Here is a 17441-nt window from a genome sequence, read left to right on the forward strand (position 1 = left end):
ACTAAAAAGTTCCTCTATCTAATAGAGAAAATGTAAATAATAATAAGATAACATATAATGGGAATGCAATAACTGTACTAAACATAATTGAATACTGTTTTGTTACACTTATCATATCACCTTTATAATCCTTATTATATTCAACAAATGTGATTTTCCTATTAATTGCTGCTACCTGATGAACTTCCTGGTTGTTGATTAAAATAACCCCCGCTACCATTTTGTGGGAAGCCACCTCCATTTCGGAAGTTTCTCATCATTTCCGTTCGATTATTATTTTTATAACTTAAATAGCCAACACCAATTAACGTAAAAATGCCAATCACTAAATTGATAACTAATAAAATAGATATGAATTTAGGGGAAAACGCGCCCGTTGTTGAACGATTCTTTAAAGTCATTTTTTGATTTTTTTCCAGTAAATCTGATTCTAAATCTTCCATCTTGACTCCACTCCTTTAAATTCAATTAATTGAATTATGTATTAGAATCCTTAATTTTTACTTAACAACTAATTATTTTTGCCTTTTTTAAGATAAAAATCATAAAAAAAACCATCTATCTAAAGATGGCTTTCAGTCAATTTTAGTGATTAGTTTTTAACGAGATTAGTATTATAACGATTTTTAGGAATTTGTAATCCTAAGTTTCCTCTCAAAGTAGACGATTCATATTCTGTACGATAGATTCCTCGTTCCTGTAATAATGGAATGACTTGTTCCGTAAAATCCTTTAATGCACTTGGAATTGCAGAATATACCATTAAACCGTCAGCTGCTTCTTGTTCATACCACTCTTGAATTAGATTAGCTATTTTTTCTGGAGTGCCAATAAATGCACTTCTAGGAGTAGCAGCTTGTAATGCCACCTGTCTAAGTGTTAACCCTTTTTCTTTCGCATCTTTCTTTATTTTATCTGTATTACTTCTAAAACTATTTTTTCCTAAATCACCAATGTCTGGGAAAGGTTCGTCTAAAGGATATTGTGAAAAGTCATGATGCTCAAAGAAACGACCTAAATAATCCAATGCATTTTCAATACTTGTTAAATTAACAAGTTCTAAATATTTTTGCTCTGCCTCCTCCTCAGTAAGCCCAACTATTGGAGCAATGCCAGGGAAAATAACGATATCATCTTTTGATCTGCCATATGCTACTGCACGATTTTTTACATCTTTATAAAATTGTTTAGCTTCTTCTATATTGTCATGACCAGTAAATACTGCGTCAGCTGCTTTAGCAGCTAATTCCTTACCACTCTCTGAAGATCCAGCTTGAAAAACAACTGGTTGACCTTGTTTAGAGCGTCCGATATTAAGAGGACCTTCTACTTGAAAATACTTACCTTCATAGTTTAATCTGTGAAGCTTTTTTGGATCAAAAAATACACCTGATTCTTTATCACGAACAAACGCGTCATCTTCCCAAGAATCCCATAGACCTCTAGTTATCTCTAAATGCTCTTCTGCAATTTTATATCGATCATCATGTGAAGGGTGACCATTTCTACTATAATTTTTAGCAGAGCCTTCAAGTGGAGAGGTAACTAAATTCCATCCTGCACGCCCATTACTTATATGGTCAATTGACATGAATTGTCTTGCTACAGTAAATGGTTCACTATAGGTAGTTGAGAGTGTACCAACTAATCCTATATTCTTTGTTACTCCTGCTAATGCTGATAATATGGTAATCGGTTCAAAGCGATTTAAAAAATGTGGTATCGACTTTTCTGTTATATATAATCCATCTGCAATAAAAACTAAATCAAATTTTCCGTTCTCAGCTAATTTTACTTGCTCTTGGTAATAGGAAAAATTTACACTTGCGTCCGTTTGAACTTCTGGATGGCGCCAGCCAGACATACTGCCTCCTATTCCATGCACTAGTGCCCCAAGCTTTAGTTTTTTTCTTTCTGTCATTTTGTTCCCCTCCATTATTTTAATAATATTGCCGTATCTTTCATTTTTAGTTCATAGCTTTTAACAAGGATATCTCCATTCATAAACTCATATTGCTTAGCACGTTGAAACCCTATTTTTTCATATAAACGTATAGCAGATTTCATCATATCTGATGTATGAAGAACAATTCTGTCCGATCCCCATTCCAATGCAAGATTGCAGCTTGCTTTTATTAATTCTGTCGCAATCCCTAATCCTCTTGCTTTAGGAGAAACACCTATTAAGCGAATAATCGGATAATTAATCTCTAACTCAGGTAATCCATATGCTTTTTCTGCAGAGTCATAGATAAAACATGCGCCTAATAGTACATTCTCGACAGTCGCAACAAGCTTTGTCTTAGTATGGCTGTTATCCGTTGCATCAATAATACTATTTTTATAGTTTTCCCATTGTTCTTTTGATAGTATAGAAGCATATTGTTCGTACGCATCGATTAACACTTTTTTTATATTATCCTTTTCATTTGCTTGGGACTCTCTAATAATTAAGCGATTTGAAGACATAGCCTACCTCCTCAATTAAACTAAGCTGAATTCATACAAAATACGTTGTATTTGTTTTAAATGAAGATGAACATGTGAAATATAAGATTTAATTATGCTTTCAACTGTAACGATTGCATTTTGAGGATTTAATCCGCTCTTCTTCCAATCATCACTTGTTAGTCTTTTAAGCAATTGACTATTGTAATATAAAATAACACGATATGTTTCTAGTACGTCTGCAATATTTCCTTCGTTTGCATATTGCCCTGCAATCCATTTATCTTGATCAAAAGCAGGTAATTGAACACTTGAGCCAGCTAAAACTTCCCTTAGTCGAAAGTTCACTACAAATGAATGATCTAATAAATGAGTTAGCACTTCTACAATACTCCACGATCTTTCATTTTTCTTCCAATGCAGTTTCTCTTTAGAAAGATTGAAAGTTTTTTGCGATAGTAAGTCATAAAGTTGATTAAATTCACTTATTTCAATTGATAAAGTATTCATCTATTTCCTCCTATAATTTGACTACATTTTTTGAGAGTTCATTCAGTATTCTGATAGCAAAATCTGTAAAAAATCTAATACTTAGCGGGATTGCTTTCTCATCAAGATCAAATTTAGGATGATGCCACTCATATTTTCCTGAAGTTCCAAAAAATACGAATAAACCTGGAATCTCTTCTAAATAATAGGAAAAATCTTCACTTGCTGTAGATACAGAAGGCTCAATTACATGTAATCCTTGTTTAGTTGCTATATCTCTTGCAATTCGAGCTAATTTTTTATCATTAACTACAGGAGGTGGACCAGGATTCCAAATCGTATGAACATCCGTTCTAAAAGCATCGCCAACAGACTTGCTTATTTCATTTAATCGATTTTAAATAGTCTGTCTGACCTCCATTTTAAATGTACGAACCGTCCCACTAAAAACTGCTTTGTCTGCGATCACATTTGATGCTTTCCCACTATGGAACTTTGTTACACTTACAACTGCATTTTCAAGCGGACTAATATTACGGCTCACAATCGATTGAAGCGACGTAATAATATGCGATGCAGTAAGGATTGAATCGAGCCCTGCTTCCGGTACCGCTGCATGGCTCGATTTCCCGTTTATTTCAACAGTAAACCCGTCAGCAGCTGCCATTAAAGGACCTGATTTTATCCCAATGGTTCCAACTTTTAAATCAGGTTTATTATGCATACCAATAATCACTTTTGTATCCTTTAATACATTTGTTTTAATCATTTCTAATGCACCTTTACCAATTTCTTCTGCAGGTTGAAAAAGAATCTGTACTTTTCCCGGCAGCTCACTTTCAAATTCCTTCAATAAAATGGCTGCACCTAAGATTGCAACTGTATGAAAATCATGTCCACAAGCGTGCATCTTATTAGGATTTTTTGATGAAAAAGGTAATTCTGTTTCCTCCTGGATTGGAAGTGCATCAATGTCTGCCCTAATAGCGATTGTAGAACCTTTTTTATGATCACCGATTTCTGCAACAATTCCTGTTTTTAAAGGTAAAGGTAGGATTCGTATGTTATATTCTGTTAAAAGTTGAACAAGTGTGGCTGTTGTTTCATATTCTTCAAACGCTAACTCTGGATTTGCATGTAAACTCCTTCTTATTTGAATTAGCTTTTCAAGTAGCTCATCAGATAGTTCAAATTGCATGGTTTTCAACTCCTAAACTGTTAAGTCAGACAGTTATTTCTGTAAAAGCCTCTTTCATTAATTGCAGCGAACGAACTCTTCTTTCAAAATCTGGAATTAATGATGTAAAAATAAATTCATCAATGCCGTATTCTTTTTGATATTCAAAAACTCTTTTTTGAAAAGATTCTTTTGTTCCCTTTAGAACGTCTGCCTCTCGAACTTCTGTAGTATAAGTTTGACCGGCTTGTTTAGCGTATATCTCTGCTTGCTCAATCGTTCCGACATTTACAATTTGACCATTCCCTAATGTAACTCGGACAGTTTGTAATTGATCTGATAATTTTAGTGCTTCCTCTTCCGTTTCAGTCACAATCGTAGACAAGGCTAAAATAAACTTTGGTTTTCGATCACTTTGATGATTAAAGGAATTATGATAAGCTTTGATCGCATCCTTTGCTGCCACTTGGTCATTATTTATGAATAATGCAAATGCATATGGATACCCCTTTTCTGCTGCAAACTTTGCACTTGATACACTTGTTCCTAATAAGAATAGTGGAACTCTAATCTGTGGTAATGGAGAAGCCTGTAAAGAATCAAACGAACTTACTTCTGAAGCATCTTGATATAAAAAATTTTCTAGTTCATCAATTTTCTCTTCAAGAGATTGAAGTTCTTTCAAGTTTTTTTGGAGCTCTTGGCTAGATTTTGGAAATCCGCCCGGTGCTCTTCCTATACCAAGCTCTACTCTATTTGGTGACAAATTAGCTAATACATTAAAGTTTTCTGCTACTTTATAAGGACTATAATGCTGTAACATTACCCCGCCTGAACCAACTGAAATTCGGTCAGTTTTAGCAAGAATATGTGAAACAAGCACTTCTGGAGATGATCCAGCAATTCCTTGTGAATTGTGGTGCTCTGATACCCAAAATCGGTTAAATCCTAATCTCTCAGCTTCTTTTGCTAGATTTATCGTGTTTATAAGTACTTCATTTGCAGTTTGACCAGGAAAAATAATGCTTTGATCTAAGAATCCATATTTAAGTCCCATATTCTTTCCTCCATTTTTTTAAATATAGTACATATCTTCCTCTGAAAATCGTTTTAAAAACTGAATTGTTCTTTCTTCTTTAGGTGATTGGAAGATAGCCTTGGGATTCCCTTGTTCAACAATTATGCCGCCGTCCATAAACACAACATGATTTGCAACATCCCTAGCAAATGCCATTTCATGTGTGACAATAATCATTGTAATTCCTTCTTTTGCTATTTTTCGTATAATCGCTAGTACTTCACCTACTAATTCTGGGTCTAAAGCAGAGGTTGGTTCGTCAAATAAAATGACCTCTGGATTTAAAGCAAGCGCCCGAGCAATTCCTACTCTTTGTTGCTGTCCGCCGGATAACTGTAGGGGGTAAGAATCTAATTTGTTTCCTAAGCCTACTTTCTCAAGTAATTCAGCACTTTTTTTGTATGCTGCTTCCTTAGACCATTTTTTAGCTACTATTAATCCTTCCATTACATTTTCAACTACTGTTTTATTTTTAAATAAATTAAATTGTTGGAATACCATAGCTGTTTTCTGGCGCAATGAAAGGATTTCGATTTTTGAAGCTTGACTAAAATCTACTTTAAAATCGTCTATTGTAATTTTTCCTTTATTTGGTTTCTCTAAATAATTTATACAACGAAGTAAAGTTGTTTTTCCTGATCCACTAGGACCTAGAATTGCGACGACTTCGCCTTTATTAACAGTTAAATCTATTCCTTTTAACACATGATTTTTTCCAAAGGACTTTGTTACATTCGTTAACGTAATCATTTCACTCCACCTCGACTAAAGACACTAAATCTTTTTTCTAATAAACTTGTCATTCTTTCAATGACTAATGTAATTCCCCAAAAAATTAGTGCTGCTGCGATATAAGCCTCAAAAAACTTCCAATTTGTAGAAGCTACTATTTGTGCCTTTGCGTTTATATCTACAACAGAAACAATAAATGCCAAAGTTGATCCATGTAGCATTCCAATAAACGTATTTGATAAATTTGGTAAACTCACAGCGAAGGCTTGCGGAAATACAATTCTTCTTAGTGCTTGTGTTGTTGTCATACCAACTGAATAAGCTGCTTCAATTTGTCCTCGATCGATATTGGTAATTCCAGCTCTAACCACTTCAGATAAATACGCACCTGCTGTAATAGAAAAGGAAATAATTGCAAAAGCCGTCATAGGAATTGATGATGAATTAATAGCAAAATGATAATGCTCCGCAAGTGAATCTAATAGCATTGAGATTGAATAATAAATAATTAGCAAGTGTGTAATCATCGGCGTTCCTCGAATAATCGTAACGTAACTAGATGCTGCCTGACTCAATATTGGAACCTTATAAATACGAACAATAGCTGTAAAAGTTCCTATTACAAATCCAATAAGAACTGACAAAACAGTTATGAAAAGTGTAGTTGGAATTGCTGGTAGTATTTGTATAAATGCCTCCAAAATAAATGAGAAATCTAGTTTCATAATCTTGTACCTTCTTTCACGACAACGACATCTCGGTTCATTTTTCCAAATAAGCTACGGATTATAAAAGTTTTTTCTTTCTTTTCAACACTTGTTCTTTCATATTTTCCAAAGCGGTTTTCTAAAAAGATAAATCCTTTTTCAAGAAAGACACTTAAAATAAAATAAACGAGAGCTAGCGCAAGATAGGATTCAATAAAATGACGATTTAGTAAACCTAATGTTTGGGATTGGCCTGTTAACTCCATTACCCCCAGAGTAAATGCTAGTGATGTATCTTTTAGAGTTCCTATTAATAAGTTTCCTAAAATAGGGATCCATATAGCGAATGCTTGTGGTGCTATGATTCGCTTAAAAGCTTGATATCCATCCATTCCAACAGAATATGCTGCCTCAATTTGCCCTCTATCTACAGCACTAACTGATGCACGAATTCCTTCTGAAATAAAGGCTGCACTGTGTAATCCATAAGTTAAAATGACAAAGTATAAAACATCAATTCTACTAATATCTACTTCTACTAGTTTTAATATCTCAGGTACGCCATAATAAATTAAAAATAATTGAATTAAAATTGGAGTACCCCTAAAAAATGAAACATATATTTGAGAAATTCTTTGAAAAATTGGTACCTTATACATTCTAGGTAAGGCTATAAGTAACCCAACACCTAACCCTACTAAAATAGAACTCCCTACAATGATTAATGAAATCTTTATAAAAGGTAGTAATTTTATAAAGTATTCAAAGATCAAACCTGCTTTAAAATCAGCACCCATTCCTTCTCACCCTTTTGGTTTTAGCTTTAATTTTCTGTAAAATCAGCACCTAACCACTTTTTGCTTAAGTTAGCAAGTGTTCCGTCAGCTTTTATTTTTAATAGTGCATCGTCAATTGCATCTGCTAATTTTTGATCTTTTGTATCATTTTTTCTAAAGGCAAATAAAACATCAGCCTCAGTTAAAGCTGGCCCTACTGCTTTCAATTCGCCTTTTGGATCAATCAAAGATAAGGTAAAATCTGCAGAGACTGTAGCATCTACACGCCCTGACGTAATTTGTTGAACAGTGTCATTTGCTCCACCATTTTGATAAACAATTTTAATTGCGTTATTATGCTCTTTATTATAATTTTCAAGAATTTGTGCTTCTGCACTTGTAGCTGTTGTTAATACCTTTTTGCCTTTTAAGTCATCAATTGATTGAATTGAATTATTACCTTTTGCAACAACGATTTTATTTTTCCAATGCGCATAAGATTCTTTGTTAAATAAATACTTCTCTTCCCTCTCTGGATTTTTTTCAATTTCGTGTGCAACAAAATCTATTTTCTTAGTTTCTAGACTTAACAATAAGCTTGAAAATTCATATGTTTTTAAATCAAACTTGTATTCTGGTAATCTTTTATCAACTTCTTTTACAAGTTCAACATCAAAACCAGTTAGATTTCCATTTTTATCGATAAAGCACACATTTGGAAATTGTGTACCAGTACCTACAACAATTCTTTGAACTTTTGAACCAGTAGCGGTTGCTGCCTCTTTATCTTTATTTTTTAAAGCAAATGTAATGATTAAAACAACGACTCCCAAGGATACAAGTGTAATCACAAACTTTTTCATTCTAATTTCCTCATTTCTGAATAATTTTTTTAGGGTCTTACTGCTAGCCAAATTAACTCTTCCGATAATTCTTCCGTTGCTTTATTTAATCTCTCTGTTAATTCATTAGATAATGAAAAATGATTTTGATAATCTCTTATTACCCAATCATCAATTGCATAAACACCAGTAACATAATGATTTCCCCCAAGAACAGAGAGAACTGGTTTTAATGCATAATCTAAACTGAGTAAATGGGCAATTGTTCCACCGATGAAGATAGGAAGTACAACTTTATTCTTCAAGCCATTCTGAGGAATTAAGTCTAAAAATATTTTTAATAAACCTGAATAGGAGGCCTTATAGACTGGTCCAGCAATAACAACCCCGATCGAATTCTCAATTTTATTAAGGGCTTCTTTAATTTCTTCATTATTAAAATCGCTTTTAATTAAAGCTTCTGTTGGCAAATCTCCAATATTTACTTCGCATACTTTAATACCTTCATTAGTCCACTTTTCTTTTACAAATTGGAGTATGCCATGTAATCTTGAGTTTGGTGATGAGCTAGCAGAGATAATGACAAGATCCTTCAACGTGTTCCCTCCTTTTTTAAAAACCAACATTACTTATAGGTTAACTAGGAATTAATTGTTTTAAACTTTATCACTGACAGAATATTTAGTCAATGTAAATTCCAATAGAACTTTTCTATCGTTTTATTAAATATTTGAATTGCTCATTAATTTTTTGTTCCCCTAAGCATGAGCTAGTTGATTGTCATTTGAGGATGCTCCCAATACTTAAATCGCCTTATATTTTTTAGCTTATTTTAAAAGAAAAAAGAGTTGGCTATTTCACCAACTCTTTGCTTAATTCAACTATTTCATTCATTAAATCTGTATACTCTCCACGATTACAGAAAATATTTGTTTGAAGAAAGATTCCCTTTGTTTCTTCAATATGTATTGGAAATAGTATTCCTTCTTTAACTTCTTTTTTCACACTGATACTAGGCAAGAAAGCAATTCCAAATTGTTCTATAATAAGTTTTTTTGCCATCTCCGAACTATCAGTATGAATCCTTATATTTGGAGGGGCTTCTAGATTTTCAAATAAACGATGGATTCTAAGCCAATCTAATGAGCCGCATTCAAAGAATATAAGATTTTCCTGAACGATATCTTGAATTGTGATCGTTTTTTTTGAAATAAACGGATGATTTTTGTAAACATAAAGCGTAATTGGATCTTCAAATAATTTAATTGATTGTAAGCTAGGGTGACTAGTTTTCCGAACAAACCCAATATCAATCTCATTATTTAACACCTTATTAATTAATTCATCACTTTTACCTGTAATAACTTTATAATGTAAATCTTTATTATTTACCGAAAGTTTTGGTAGAATTTCTGAAATAACATAGTTTGATACCGAAACTGTGCAGCCAATTTTCAATTCGTTATTATGTGATTTTTTTTGATTAACGTGCATTTTCCCTTTTTCGTATATATAAACTAATTGTTGAGCATACGGTAAGAAGCGCTTACCCTCTTCTGTTATATTAACTTGTTTACTTGAACGGTGAAAAAGCTGACAATTTAATTCTCTTTCTAACGATTGAATTCTAGCTGTAACAGTTGGTTGTGACAGAAAAAGTGATTCTGCCGCTTTGTTAAAGCTACCATAGTGAATTACATGAATAAACGCTTCTATATTTTCAATATTAATTTCTTTCACATCCTTAAAAATCCGTCTATTTATAAACATTAAATATTCATCATTATTCAAAGTCTATTAGAAAATATTATTTATTTTAATCTTACATATTCTTTGAAGCTTCATAAAATCCTTTTTTAAGTTAATTACGATTATATAACTATTCAAGATAATTAAAAGAAAAACCCAAGTTCTTATATAGAACTCAGGCTATTAGTCAACAAATTAAGTATTTTAAAATAATAAACGTATAAGTACAAAAATCGTGGATCTATTCATTAGTTATTATTAAAATAAAAAGGTCACGTTAATTTAACCTTTCGAACTACTTGAATCTTGACGTGTTTAGGTATATCACCTTTAATCGTCACTTCTCCATTGGATAGAGCAATTTTTGCTCCCCATCCGTTTTTGAATTTTTTAATTTTTACTCGGAGTAATCTAATTTCCACCTGACCTAATCCAGATTTGTTTTTCACTTCTAATTCTGGTGTTTTTGCATTTCCAATATTATGAAGAAGTAGTTTTACTCTAATTAGAGGTTCTTCATCACTTTTTACGATTACATATGCGTTTCCTTGTTCATCCTCTTTAAATTGGTCGTAGGTTACTGAAAAACCTTTTGTACTTAAGTAAATTTCTCCATCATCATTTACTTTGTAAACTGGTGAAAACATATGTCTCTTCTCCTTGCCGTATATTCTTTATTATGTAAAATATAGAAAACTTCGATTGACTAACCTTTTTTAGGCGAAGTCAGAGATGAAGTGCAATTGGCTCTTACGCCCGCCTTCTCATCATCAAAGTGAAATAAAAAATTGACGATGAAATAATTGGGATTATTTTTACGTCAATTCTAATATTAGTATGGCTTTACGATTAAAAAATGTTCTTTCCAATATTTAATATGTGTCAAATATGAATCTTAGTACATCAGACAGATTATTCTAGTTTAGTAAAAATTAATAAAAAATGCAATTTTTAAACTCTGAATTTAATAACTAATTTTTGGAAAATCCCATTCTAAATATAGCCATTATTTTACATTAAAACTTAGTTCTAAAACATAGAATTTAATGAATAAATATGCTATTGTTCTAATGAATTATTTAAAAATTTCAAATCGAATATTTTATCTAAATTATGAAATTAAAAAGGAAGAAGGAACGTCAGTTGATTTACAGTAAACAAGATGTACTACATAATGAATCCCAGAGCATAAAAAATGGGGCTGCATCTACTATCGCAATCAGTTTATCAAATAACTATTTTATTTTATTTGCTATTGCAATTTTAGGTGCTACCAATTATCAAGTTGGTTTAATTTCTTCCTTACCTTCAATTGTCGGAATGGCCGCAATGCTCCCAGCTGCTTTTATGGTAAATAAGTTAGAAGAAAAAAGAAAATTCACTGCTTACTCTATATTCTTTACCCGTTCTTTTCTATTAATAATGGTTTTTCTTCCATTTATTAAATCAGAGCATATCGCATGGTTTTTTGTTATTTTAATTGCTTTAATGAATTTTCCTGGTACATTTCTAAATTTAAGCTGGCAAGCATTTATTGGTGATTTAATACCTGCGGACCGTCGAAATACATTTTTTGGAAATCGAAATAGAATACTTACCTTTACAGGAATGATTGTAACGCTTGTAGCAGGAATATGTATGAAATCCATTAGCCCAAAAAGTGCCCTTCCATATCAATTACTTTTTTTATTTGCGTTTATATTCGGAATGATTGAGTTCTTTTATCTATTGAAACATAAAGAGGAGAAGCAAAAAATTGAAATTTCTAATCATTATTCTCCTTTTTCAAAACATCTTTTTCAGTATAAACCCTATATCTCATTTTTAGTCTGTGCACTATTTTTTAACTTCGCTTGGCAAATGGCATGGTCTTTATTTTCGATCTATCAAATAAGATTTGCTCATGCAACTGCTTTTTGGATTAGTTTATTTACTGTAAGCAACCAACTTTCACAAATTGTTAGCTTTCGTTGGTGGGCAAAGATGGCGAATCGTTATAGTAATACTCAATTATTAATTTGGATTTCTATCGGAATGGCATCTGCACCTATTTTAAATATTTTATCAACAAATTATGTATACTTATTTATCGTAAACTTTACATCAGGATTTTTTGTATCTGGTACAGTTTTAATATTATTTAATAGCTTACTAGAAGCTACCGAGGAAGAACATCGTACCTCTTATATTGCCAATTATAATTTCTTACTTTCAATCGTTGCCTTCATCGCTCCACAATTTGGTGTTTTTTTACTTGAATCATTCAGTATGAATATTGCGATGATTATCTCAACAATATTCAGAGGATTGGCGGGAATATCATTTGGAGTGATGGCATATAAAATATCGCATTCAAAACAATTAGATTATAAGCAAAATAATATATCTCTTTAGTCAAATTTAAAGGAGTTCAAATTGAACTCCTTTATTTATGGTTTCAAAACCACTTTAATACAATTATCTTCTTTATTATTAAAAATATGATAAGCATGATTTGCTTCATCTAAAGATAATTTATGAGTAATAATTTTCGTCGGATCAATATTGCCACTAGTAATTTGTTCATACAAGTATGGCATATAATGTCTTGCTGGAGCTTGCCCCATTTTAATATTTATATTTCTATTAAAAAATGCACCTAAAGGAAACGCATTATAATTCCCACCGTAAACACCTGTGATTTGAACAGTTCCACATTTTTTAACCGCTTTTGTAGCGATTTGAATTGGTCCCAGTGTTCCACCTTGTAATTTTAATTTCTGTTCAATAAATTCTAATGGCGACTTCTTCCCATCCATACCTACACAATCAATGACAACATCCGCCCCACCTTTTGTGATCTCCTTTAAGGTTTCACCCATATCCGGATCTTTCGAAAAATCATAGGTTTCAGTTTTATTCATCTTTTTTGAATGCTCTAATCGGTAATCGATATAGTCTACTGCAATAACTCTTTTTGCACCTTTTTTCCAGGCAAACTCCTGGGCCATTAACCCTATTGGACCACATCCTAATACAATGACTGTATCTCGTTCTTTGACACCTGCATTTTCAACACTCCAATATGCAGTTGGTAAGACATCTGACAGAAAAAGTAGATGATCATCATCTAACTCACAACTTTCTTGTATTTTAAATGGTGTGTAATTGCCAAACGGTACCCTTAAATACTCGGCTTGTCCACCTGGATAATCTCCAAACTTAGAAGTATAGCCAAAATAAGCGCCAGAGTCGTAATGTGGATTCGCGTTATCACATTGACTTTGTAAACCATGATTACAATATGGACAAGTTCCGCATGCTACTGTAAATGGAATGACAACTCGATCTCCTTTTTTTAAATTAGTAACATCTGGACCAACTTCTTCAACTATTCCCATCGGCTCATGTCCAATAATATATCCTTCTTTTATTGGAAAATTGCCTTGATACAGGTGTAAATCAGAACCACAAATTGCTGTTGAAGTAATTTTAATAATGACATCATCTCTATGTTGAAGTTTTGGATCATCTACTTTTATCGTTTTAACATTATAATGTCCTTGATAAGTAACCGCTCGCATAGTACGCCTCCTAATTTAGGTCATTTACATAGGTTTACCTTTTGAATTGTAAATATGTAATTTTAAATAAAAAACCTAACATTCTTCTATAACAAAAAACCTATAGCTCGATAGCTCAAGTTTTACTGTACTAACGTTATTTTTGAAATGTCTTATTATTTTTATGAGCCATCTACTTTTATTTTTGACTAGTAGTTTTATATGTACTTATCTCCCCAATTTTATTTGCAGATTTAACTTTTTTAATTGAAGAATTGACAAATTTAATTGCAGTTTTAGGATTTTATTTCCACTTTTCAAAAATTTAATTGCACCTTTTATTCATGCCTTAAAAACTGCACATTACTTACAAATATCGTTTTAATAAAATCAATCATTTTATTCAGTGCTCTTTTTATAGGCAACAGAATGACTATAAAATCATACCTTAATTAATGTGATATTTATTTAATTGACCCTATTAGATGTTACTGATTTTTTAAGTAATATCGGCAATTCTTGAAGATTCAAATCCAAATGAATTTGATACTATAAAATTAGTACGATTTAAGAAAGGATATTGATATGACTATAGATTATCGTTTTTATGAGAGTCCAACAGATCTTGATTTGCAGTATAATTTTTGGAATAAGATGACCGAATCTCTACCATATGCTTGGAAACCAACTTTATCTCCAAAATTATTCGAACAACAATCTGAGTTTAATGAAAAATCTAGATGCTTTGCTTTTGACGGAGATCAGCTTGTCGGTTATATGAGTTTCTCTGGAAAAGGAGAGTTTGTTTCATTAGGTTATCCTTGGGTATTACCAGAATATGAGGATACTGTGCGGGATGAATTGTTTGAAAGAGTTTATCAATTTGCTGTTAGTGAGGAATACGGTGGAAAATTATTTGCACAGCGATTTAGAGGACAGTGGTCAAAACAAATAGACTATTTCTTATCAAAAGGCTTCAATATTACCAATCGTACACAAATAGTTGGTGCTCATTATCCACTTCTTATAAAAACAATCCAAATTATTCCTGGATTTTCGTATGAGGTAAAAGATCAATTTCAATTTAATGTTTGGAAAGATTTAAAAATGAAGCAACAAATTCTTACAAACGAACAAGTTGCCATGATGAATGAGTATTATAGCTCAATTGATTTTGATTTTGCTGTTGAATGTAAGCTAGATAATCAAGTCATTGCCTATTTTGGTATGACAATACGACCAGATACTAGGTATTCAGAAATATTAGCTGTTGCTTATACCGATGCAGCTATACCTTATTTTTATGATATAATGTCGATCATCCATAATGAAAACATCAATCGAAAAGTTACAGCAGTTACAATCACTAAATCACAAATTCCTAAAAGTGTATTACAAGAAAAACTTGGCTTTACTCCATTAACTGAAGATGTGATGATGCACAAGAGACAGGGTTAAATGACAGAAAAGATTCATCTTTAAAAAAGAGATTCCAAATAAATTGGAATCTCTTTTTTAGCTTACAGTAAAGTTATAAGTTCCACTTTCCACTCCATTGATCAGTATTGTGATACTATGTTGGCCTGGGTAGTGTTTTCTTGTTGATAAGTTTTTAAATGAGTGTGTTTTGTTATATGTTAATGTTTTGTCATTTTCAATTGTGTTTTCGGATATTTTAAAGATTTTTCTTGTACGGTTACCTTTTGACTTTACATAATCGATTGCGAATTCGATTCTAAGTTTTGTAGTGGTCGGTTCGTTACTATGAATTGTAAATGAAAAGTTTAAGTCGCCACCAATTTCGATCTTGTCTGATTGTAATTGGAATTGGTCTATATGGATTGCTTTTGTCGTTTGGAATCCAAAAATCGTCAAAGCTTCTATATTACCTTTTTTTAATAGGGTTCTACATGCGTGCTTTATAATCCAATTAGTATGTGGATTTTTACCATACCATTCTTTTGCAATCTTTAATACTAGAGATGGATGATCTTTAGATAGATCGTTTAAATTATTCGCAACACTTTTGCGAACATATAATGACTCGTCTTCCTTTAAATTTTCTAGAATAGGCAGTATTGGGGTTGGATCGTTTTTTAGATTTTTTAGAACCATCCCCCATGGTAATTTTGGACGGCATCCTTCACTTGCAAGTCTTCTTATATGTTCATCTGGATGAGTAGACCATTTTAGCATTTGTGTCATCATTCGTTCTTGGTCTTTTACAATGAACGGTCTAACAGCAAATTCTGATGTAGAGTGCTTTGTGAATAATTCAAGAGCTTCTATTGATTTTTCCCAATGTTCTAAGCCAAACACTTCAACAAAATCAGGAAAAAAAATGCTACTTAATTGGCCTTTTGGAAATTTCTCAACTATACTACTTAAAATATCTATTGATTGCTCATATTTGTTTGGAAGTGTCTCTCCCAAACAAATCGTAATATGTCTCATTCTTTCCTTTAATGTTTTTTCTGCCCAATTTTCATTGAAAACTTTATCCATAAATGATTCACGATTAAAATCTGTATACACATTACAGATCTCATTTGCAATTTTTGAAAGTAAATCGTAGTTATATATATCTTTTAAAGCGTCTGCCATATTAATTCTCCATATTTTTATTTCAATCGATTCATTAAACGATCTCACCTAATAAAGTAATTGGCTGTAAGATTTGCCTTTTTAATCCCTCAATCGCTTCCTTTTTAATAATTGCTAGTGCACATGTCGCGGGACCTGCCGATTTATGTAATGGGATAGTAGATTGATTTACTAATTTCATATCGATATTATTTGTTTCCATTAATAGATTCAATTCATACAAAACACCTTTTGAACCAATTGGTAATAGATCTGCGACATCTTCGCAATAAATTAATTGCTTTAATGAATTAAAATTAATGATTTCGTTTTTATTTTCATTTAAATCCTCTAATACTTCATTTCCTACTTTTGGATAACCAATTAATAGTACAACGTCCCCTGAACTGACCTCTTTTCGATTAAAAGGATTATAAATTTCTCCCATTAATGTAATTCCTAAACCTGTTTGTTTTGTTGGGATATTTTCTTCTGTACTTCCAGTAATATTTATTTCTAAGTTGTCTTCATAAAAATTTGCTTCATTATATTCTTTAATCGCTTTTTCAATCCCGTTTATTATTCGCTTACCTCTTCCGTTCATTTCTACACATAAAGTATTAATTAAAACAGTAGGCTTAGCTCGAAACGCTAATGTTTCAACTAAACATAATTTCGCTGTTAAATAACCTACTATTTCTTCATCAACTTTTATGAAATCAAGCTCACTCATCCCGATTCCACCGCAACTATCACAAGCAATTGTAAAATAACGATTCCCATCTATATGCATTAAAGTTAAATCTCTATATTTTGAAATCTGCACGTTTCATCACCTTTTGAAGTATAAATGCTAAAAGAATATTTGCCGCTGAAGCTAAAGTCAATGGCACAACCATTAAGATAAAAAAACTACTAACTGTCTTGACTGTAAACGAGTGATTCAAATAAGCAATTAATAGACCACTTAATAAAGTTGCCACTGGACCATTTAAAATAATTGCAACTACCATTGCTATGTATTGATTCATTTTTTTAAATAATACGCCAAAAATCCAAACAATCACAAGCATTTGTATTGCGATAAATAGATGCACTGGTACTGTAAATGGAAACCCTGAAGTAATTGCTGTAAGAAGATGACCAAGTGCCCCTACAATCCCGCCTGCAATCGGTGAAATCATCATAGCAGCAAGAAAAGCTGGCAATGAATCAAATGCAATCGAATAGACTATTTTTATATTAGACAGTACTGCACTTAATGCGATAAATAATGAAAGTAAAACAATTCTCTTTGTGTTCAAGTTTCTCCATCCTC

General features: G+C 32.1%; 18 protein-coding genes and 1 pseudogene. 2 read left to right on the forward strand and 17 right to left on the reverse strand.

Annotation, left to right across the window (positions count from 1 at the left end; genetic code table 11):
- Positions 1 to 161: 161 nt before the first annotated feature.
- From RAH41_RS06125 to RAH41_RS06185, 13 genes and pseudogenes are all read right to left on the reverse strand, one after another.
- On the reverse strand, positions 162 to 443 hold the full coding sequence (locus tag RAH41_RS06125) for a hypothetical protein (RefSeq protein ID WP_331221284.1): 282 nt from the start codon (positions 441 to 443) through the stop codon (positions 162 to 164).
- 149 nt (positions 444 to 592) lie between these two features.
- On the reverse strand, positions 593 to 1921 hold the full coding sequence (locus RAH41_RS06130; RefSeq protein ID WP_331221285.1) for an LLM class flavin-dependent oxidoreductase: 1329 nt from the start codon (positions 1919 to 1921) through the stop codon (positions 593 to 595).
- Between the two features lie 14 nt (positions 1922 to 1935).
- On the reverse strand, positions 1936 to 2469 hold the full coding sequence (locus RAH41_RS06135; RefSeq protein ID WP_331221287.1) for a GNAT family N-acetyltransferase: 534 nt from the start codon (positions 2467 to 2469) through the stop codon (positions 1936 to 1938).
- Positions 2470 to 2484: 15 nt separating this feature from the next.
- Complete coding sequence (locus RAH41_RS06140) at positions 2485 to 2958, reverse strand: DinB family protein (RefSeq protein WP_331221288.1); 474 nt, start codon at positions 2956 to 2958, stop codon at positions 2485 to 2487.
- Positions 2959 to 2968: 10 nt separating this feature from the next.
- Positions 2969 to 4135 (reverse strand): annotated as a pseudogene (locus RAH41_RS06145) (amidohydrolase).
- 25 nt (positions 4136 to 4160) lie between these two features.
- Positions 4161 to 5171, reverse strand: coding sequence for an LLM class flavin-dependent oxidoreductase (locus RAH41_RS06150; RefSeq protein ID WP_331221289.1), 1011 nt, complete (start codon positions 5169 to 5171; stop codon positions 4161 to 4163).
- A gap of 18 nt (positions 5172 to 5189) precedes the next feature.
- Positions 5190 to 5942, reverse strand: a complete 753-nt coding sequence (locus RAH41_RS06155) for an amino acid ABC transporter ATP-binding protein (RefSeq protein ID WP_331221290.1) — start codon at positions 5940 to 5942, stop codon at positions 5190 to 5192.
- Positions 5939 to 6649, reverse strand: a complete 711-nt coding sequence (locus RAH41_RS06160; RefSeq protein WP_331221292.1) for an amino acid ABC transporter permease — start codon at positions 6647 to 6649, stop codon at positions 5939 to 5941. The genes RAH41_RS06155 and RAH41_RS06160 overlap by 4 nt, the downstream gene beginning before the upstream one ends.
- Positions 6646 to 7428, reverse strand: a complete 783-nt coding sequence (locus tag RAH41_RS06165; protein ID WP_331221293.1) for an amino acid ABC transporter permease — start codon at positions 7426 to 7428, stop codon at positions 6646 to 6648. Before RAH41_RS06165 ends, RAH41_RS06160 begins: the two co-directional genes overlap by 4 nt.
- A gap of 26 nt (positions 7429 to 7454) precedes the next feature.
- Entirely contained in the window at positions 7455 to 8270 is an 816-nt protein-coding gene (locus RAH41_RS06170; RefSeq protein ID WP_331221294.1) for a transporter substrate-binding domain-containing protein, read from the reverse strand.
- Positions 8271 to 8299: 29 nt separating this feature from the next.
- Positions 8300 to 8845: an NADPH-dependent FMN reductase gene (gene ssuE / locus RAH41_RS06175; protein WP_331221295.1), complete on the reverse strand. Its 546-nt coding sequence runs from the start codon at positions 8843 to 8845 to the stop codon at positions 8300 to 8302.
- Between the two features lie 256 nt (positions 8846 to 9101).
- Positions 9102 to 9980 carry a LysR substrate-binding domain-containing protein gene (locus tag RAH41_RS06180; RefSeq protein WP_419471573.1) on the reverse strand — a complete coding sequence of 293 codons (879 nt, stop codon included), beginning with the start codon at positions 9978 to 9980 and terminating at the stop codon, positions 9102 to 9104.
- A gap of 290 nt (positions 9981 to 10270) precedes the next feature.
- Positions 10271 to 10645, reverse strand: coding sequence for a hypothetical protein (locus RAH41_RS06185; protein WP_331221297.1), 375 nt, complete (start codon positions 10643 to 10645; stop codon positions 10271 to 10273).
- Between the two features lie 496 nt (positions 10646 to 11141).
- On the opposite strand from RAH41_RS06185, the gene RAH41_RS06190 reads away from it, so the two are divergent.
- The gene (locus RAH41_RS06190) at positions 11142 to 12392 is read left to right on the forward strand and encodes an MFS transporter (RefSeq protein ID WP_331221298.1); all 1251 of its coding nucleotides are present in this window, start codon (positions 11142 to 11144) and stop codon (positions 12390 to 12392) included.
- 35 nt (positions 12393 to 12427) lie between these two features.
- Here the strand turns inward: RAH41_RS06190 and RAH41_RS06195 are convergent, their stop codons facing one another.
- Entirely contained in the window at positions 12428 to 13561 is a 1134-nt protein-coding gene (locus RAH41_RS06195; protein WP_331221299.1) for a zinc-dependent alcohol dehydrogenase, read from the reverse strand.
- A gap of 564 nt (positions 13562 to 14125) precedes the next feature.
- On the opposite strand from RAH41_RS06195, the gene RAH41_RS06200 reads away from it, so the two are divergent.
- Positions 14126 to 14998, forward strand: a complete 873-nt coding sequence (locus RAH41_RS06200; protein WP_331221301.1) for a hypothetical protein — start codon at positions 14126 to 14128, stop codon at positions 14996 to 14998.
- 57 nt (positions 14999 to 15055) lie between these two features.
- Here the strand turns inward: RAH41_RS06200 and RAH41_RS06205 are convergent, their stop codons facing one another.
- Genes RAH41_RS06205 through RAH41_RS06215 form a run of 3 tightly spaced genes read right to left on the reverse strand, consistent with a single transcriptional unit; the run spans position 15056 to position 17427 of the window.
- Positions 15056 to 16144, reverse strand: a complete 1089-nt coding sequence (locus tag RAH41_RS06205; RefSeq protein WP_331221303.1) for a DNA alkylation repair protein — start codon at positions 16142 to 16144, stop codon at positions 15056 to 15058.
- Between the two features lie 34 nt (positions 16145 to 16178).
- Complete coding sequence (locus tag RAH41_RS06210; RefSeq protein ID WP_331221304.1) at positions 16179 to 16949, reverse strand: hypothetical protein; 771 nt, start codon at positions 16947 to 16949, stop codon at positions 16179 to 16181.
- Positions 16930 to 17427: an ECF transporter S component gene (locus tag RAH41_RS06215; RefSeq protein WP_331221305.1), complete on the reverse strand. Its 498-nt coding sequence runs from the start codon at positions 17425 to 17427 to the stop codon at positions 16930 to 16932. The genes RAH41_RS06210 and RAH41_RS06215 overlap by 20 nt, the downstream gene beginning before the upstream one ends.
- Between the last annotated feature and the right edge of the window lie 14 nt (positions 17428 to 17441).

The organism is Gottfriedia acidiceleris, from assembly GCF_036421055.1.
GTDB lineage: Bacteria > Bacillota > Bacilli > Bacillales > Bacillaceae_G > Gottfriedia > Gottfriedia acidiceleris_C.

Excerpts from the sequence above, each read along its gene's own strand:
- RAH41_RS06195 (WP_331221299.1), bottom strand. The coding sequence starts at position 13,561 with ATGCGAGCGGTTACTTATCAAGGACATTATAATGTTAAAACGATAAAA.
- RAH41_RS06155 (WP_331221290.1), bottom strand. The coding sequence starts at position 5,942 with ATGATTACGTTAACGAATGTAACAAAGTCCTTTGGAAAAAATCATGTG.
- RAH41_RS06205 (WP_331221303.1), bottom strand. The coding sequence starts at position 16,144 with ATGGCAGACGCTTTAAAAGATATATATAACTACGATTTACTTTCAAAA.
- RAH41_RS06140 (WP_331221288.1), bottom strand. The coding sequence starts at position 2,958 with ATGAATACTTTATCAATTGAAATAAGTGAATTTAATCAACTTTATGAC.
- RAH41_RS06200 (WP_331221301.1), top strand. The coding sequence starts at position 14,126 with ATGACTATAGATTATCGTTTTTATGAGAGTCCAACAGATCTTGATTTG.
- RAH41_RS06170 (WP_331221294.1), bottom strand. The coding sequence starts at position 8,270 with ATGAAAAAGTTTGTGATTACACTTGTATCCTTGGGAGTCGTTGTTTTA.
- RAH41_RS06165 (WP_331221293.1), bottom strand. The coding sequence starts at position 7,428 with ATGGGTGCTGATTTTAAAGCAGGTTTGATCTTTGAATACTTTATAAAA.
- RAH41_RS06160 (WP_331221292.1), bottom strand. The coding sequence starts at position 6,649 with ATGAAACTAGATTTCTCATTTATTTTGGAGGCATTTATACAAATACTA.
- RAH41_RS06150 (WP_331221289.1), bottom strand. The coding sequence starts at position 5,171 with ATGGGACTTAAATATGGATTCTTAGATCAAAGCATTATTTTTCCTGGT.
- RAH41_RS06185 (WP_331221297.1), bottom strand. The coding sequence starts at position 10,645 with ATGTTTTCACCAGTTTACAAAGTAAATGATGATGGAGAAATTTACTTA.
- RAH41_RS06135 (WP_331221287.1), bottom strand. The coding sequence starts at position 2,469 with ATGTCTTCAAATCGCTTAATTATTAGAGAGTCCCAAGCAAATGAAAAG.
- RAH41_RS06130 (WP_331221285.1), bottom strand. The coding sequence starts at position 1,921 with ATGACAGAAAGAAAAAAACTAAAGCTTGGGGCACTAGTGCATGGAATA.
- RAH41_RS06125 (WP_331221284.1), bottom strand. The coding sequence starts at position 443 with ATGGAAGATTTAGAATCAGATTTACTGGAAAAAAATCAAAAAATGACT.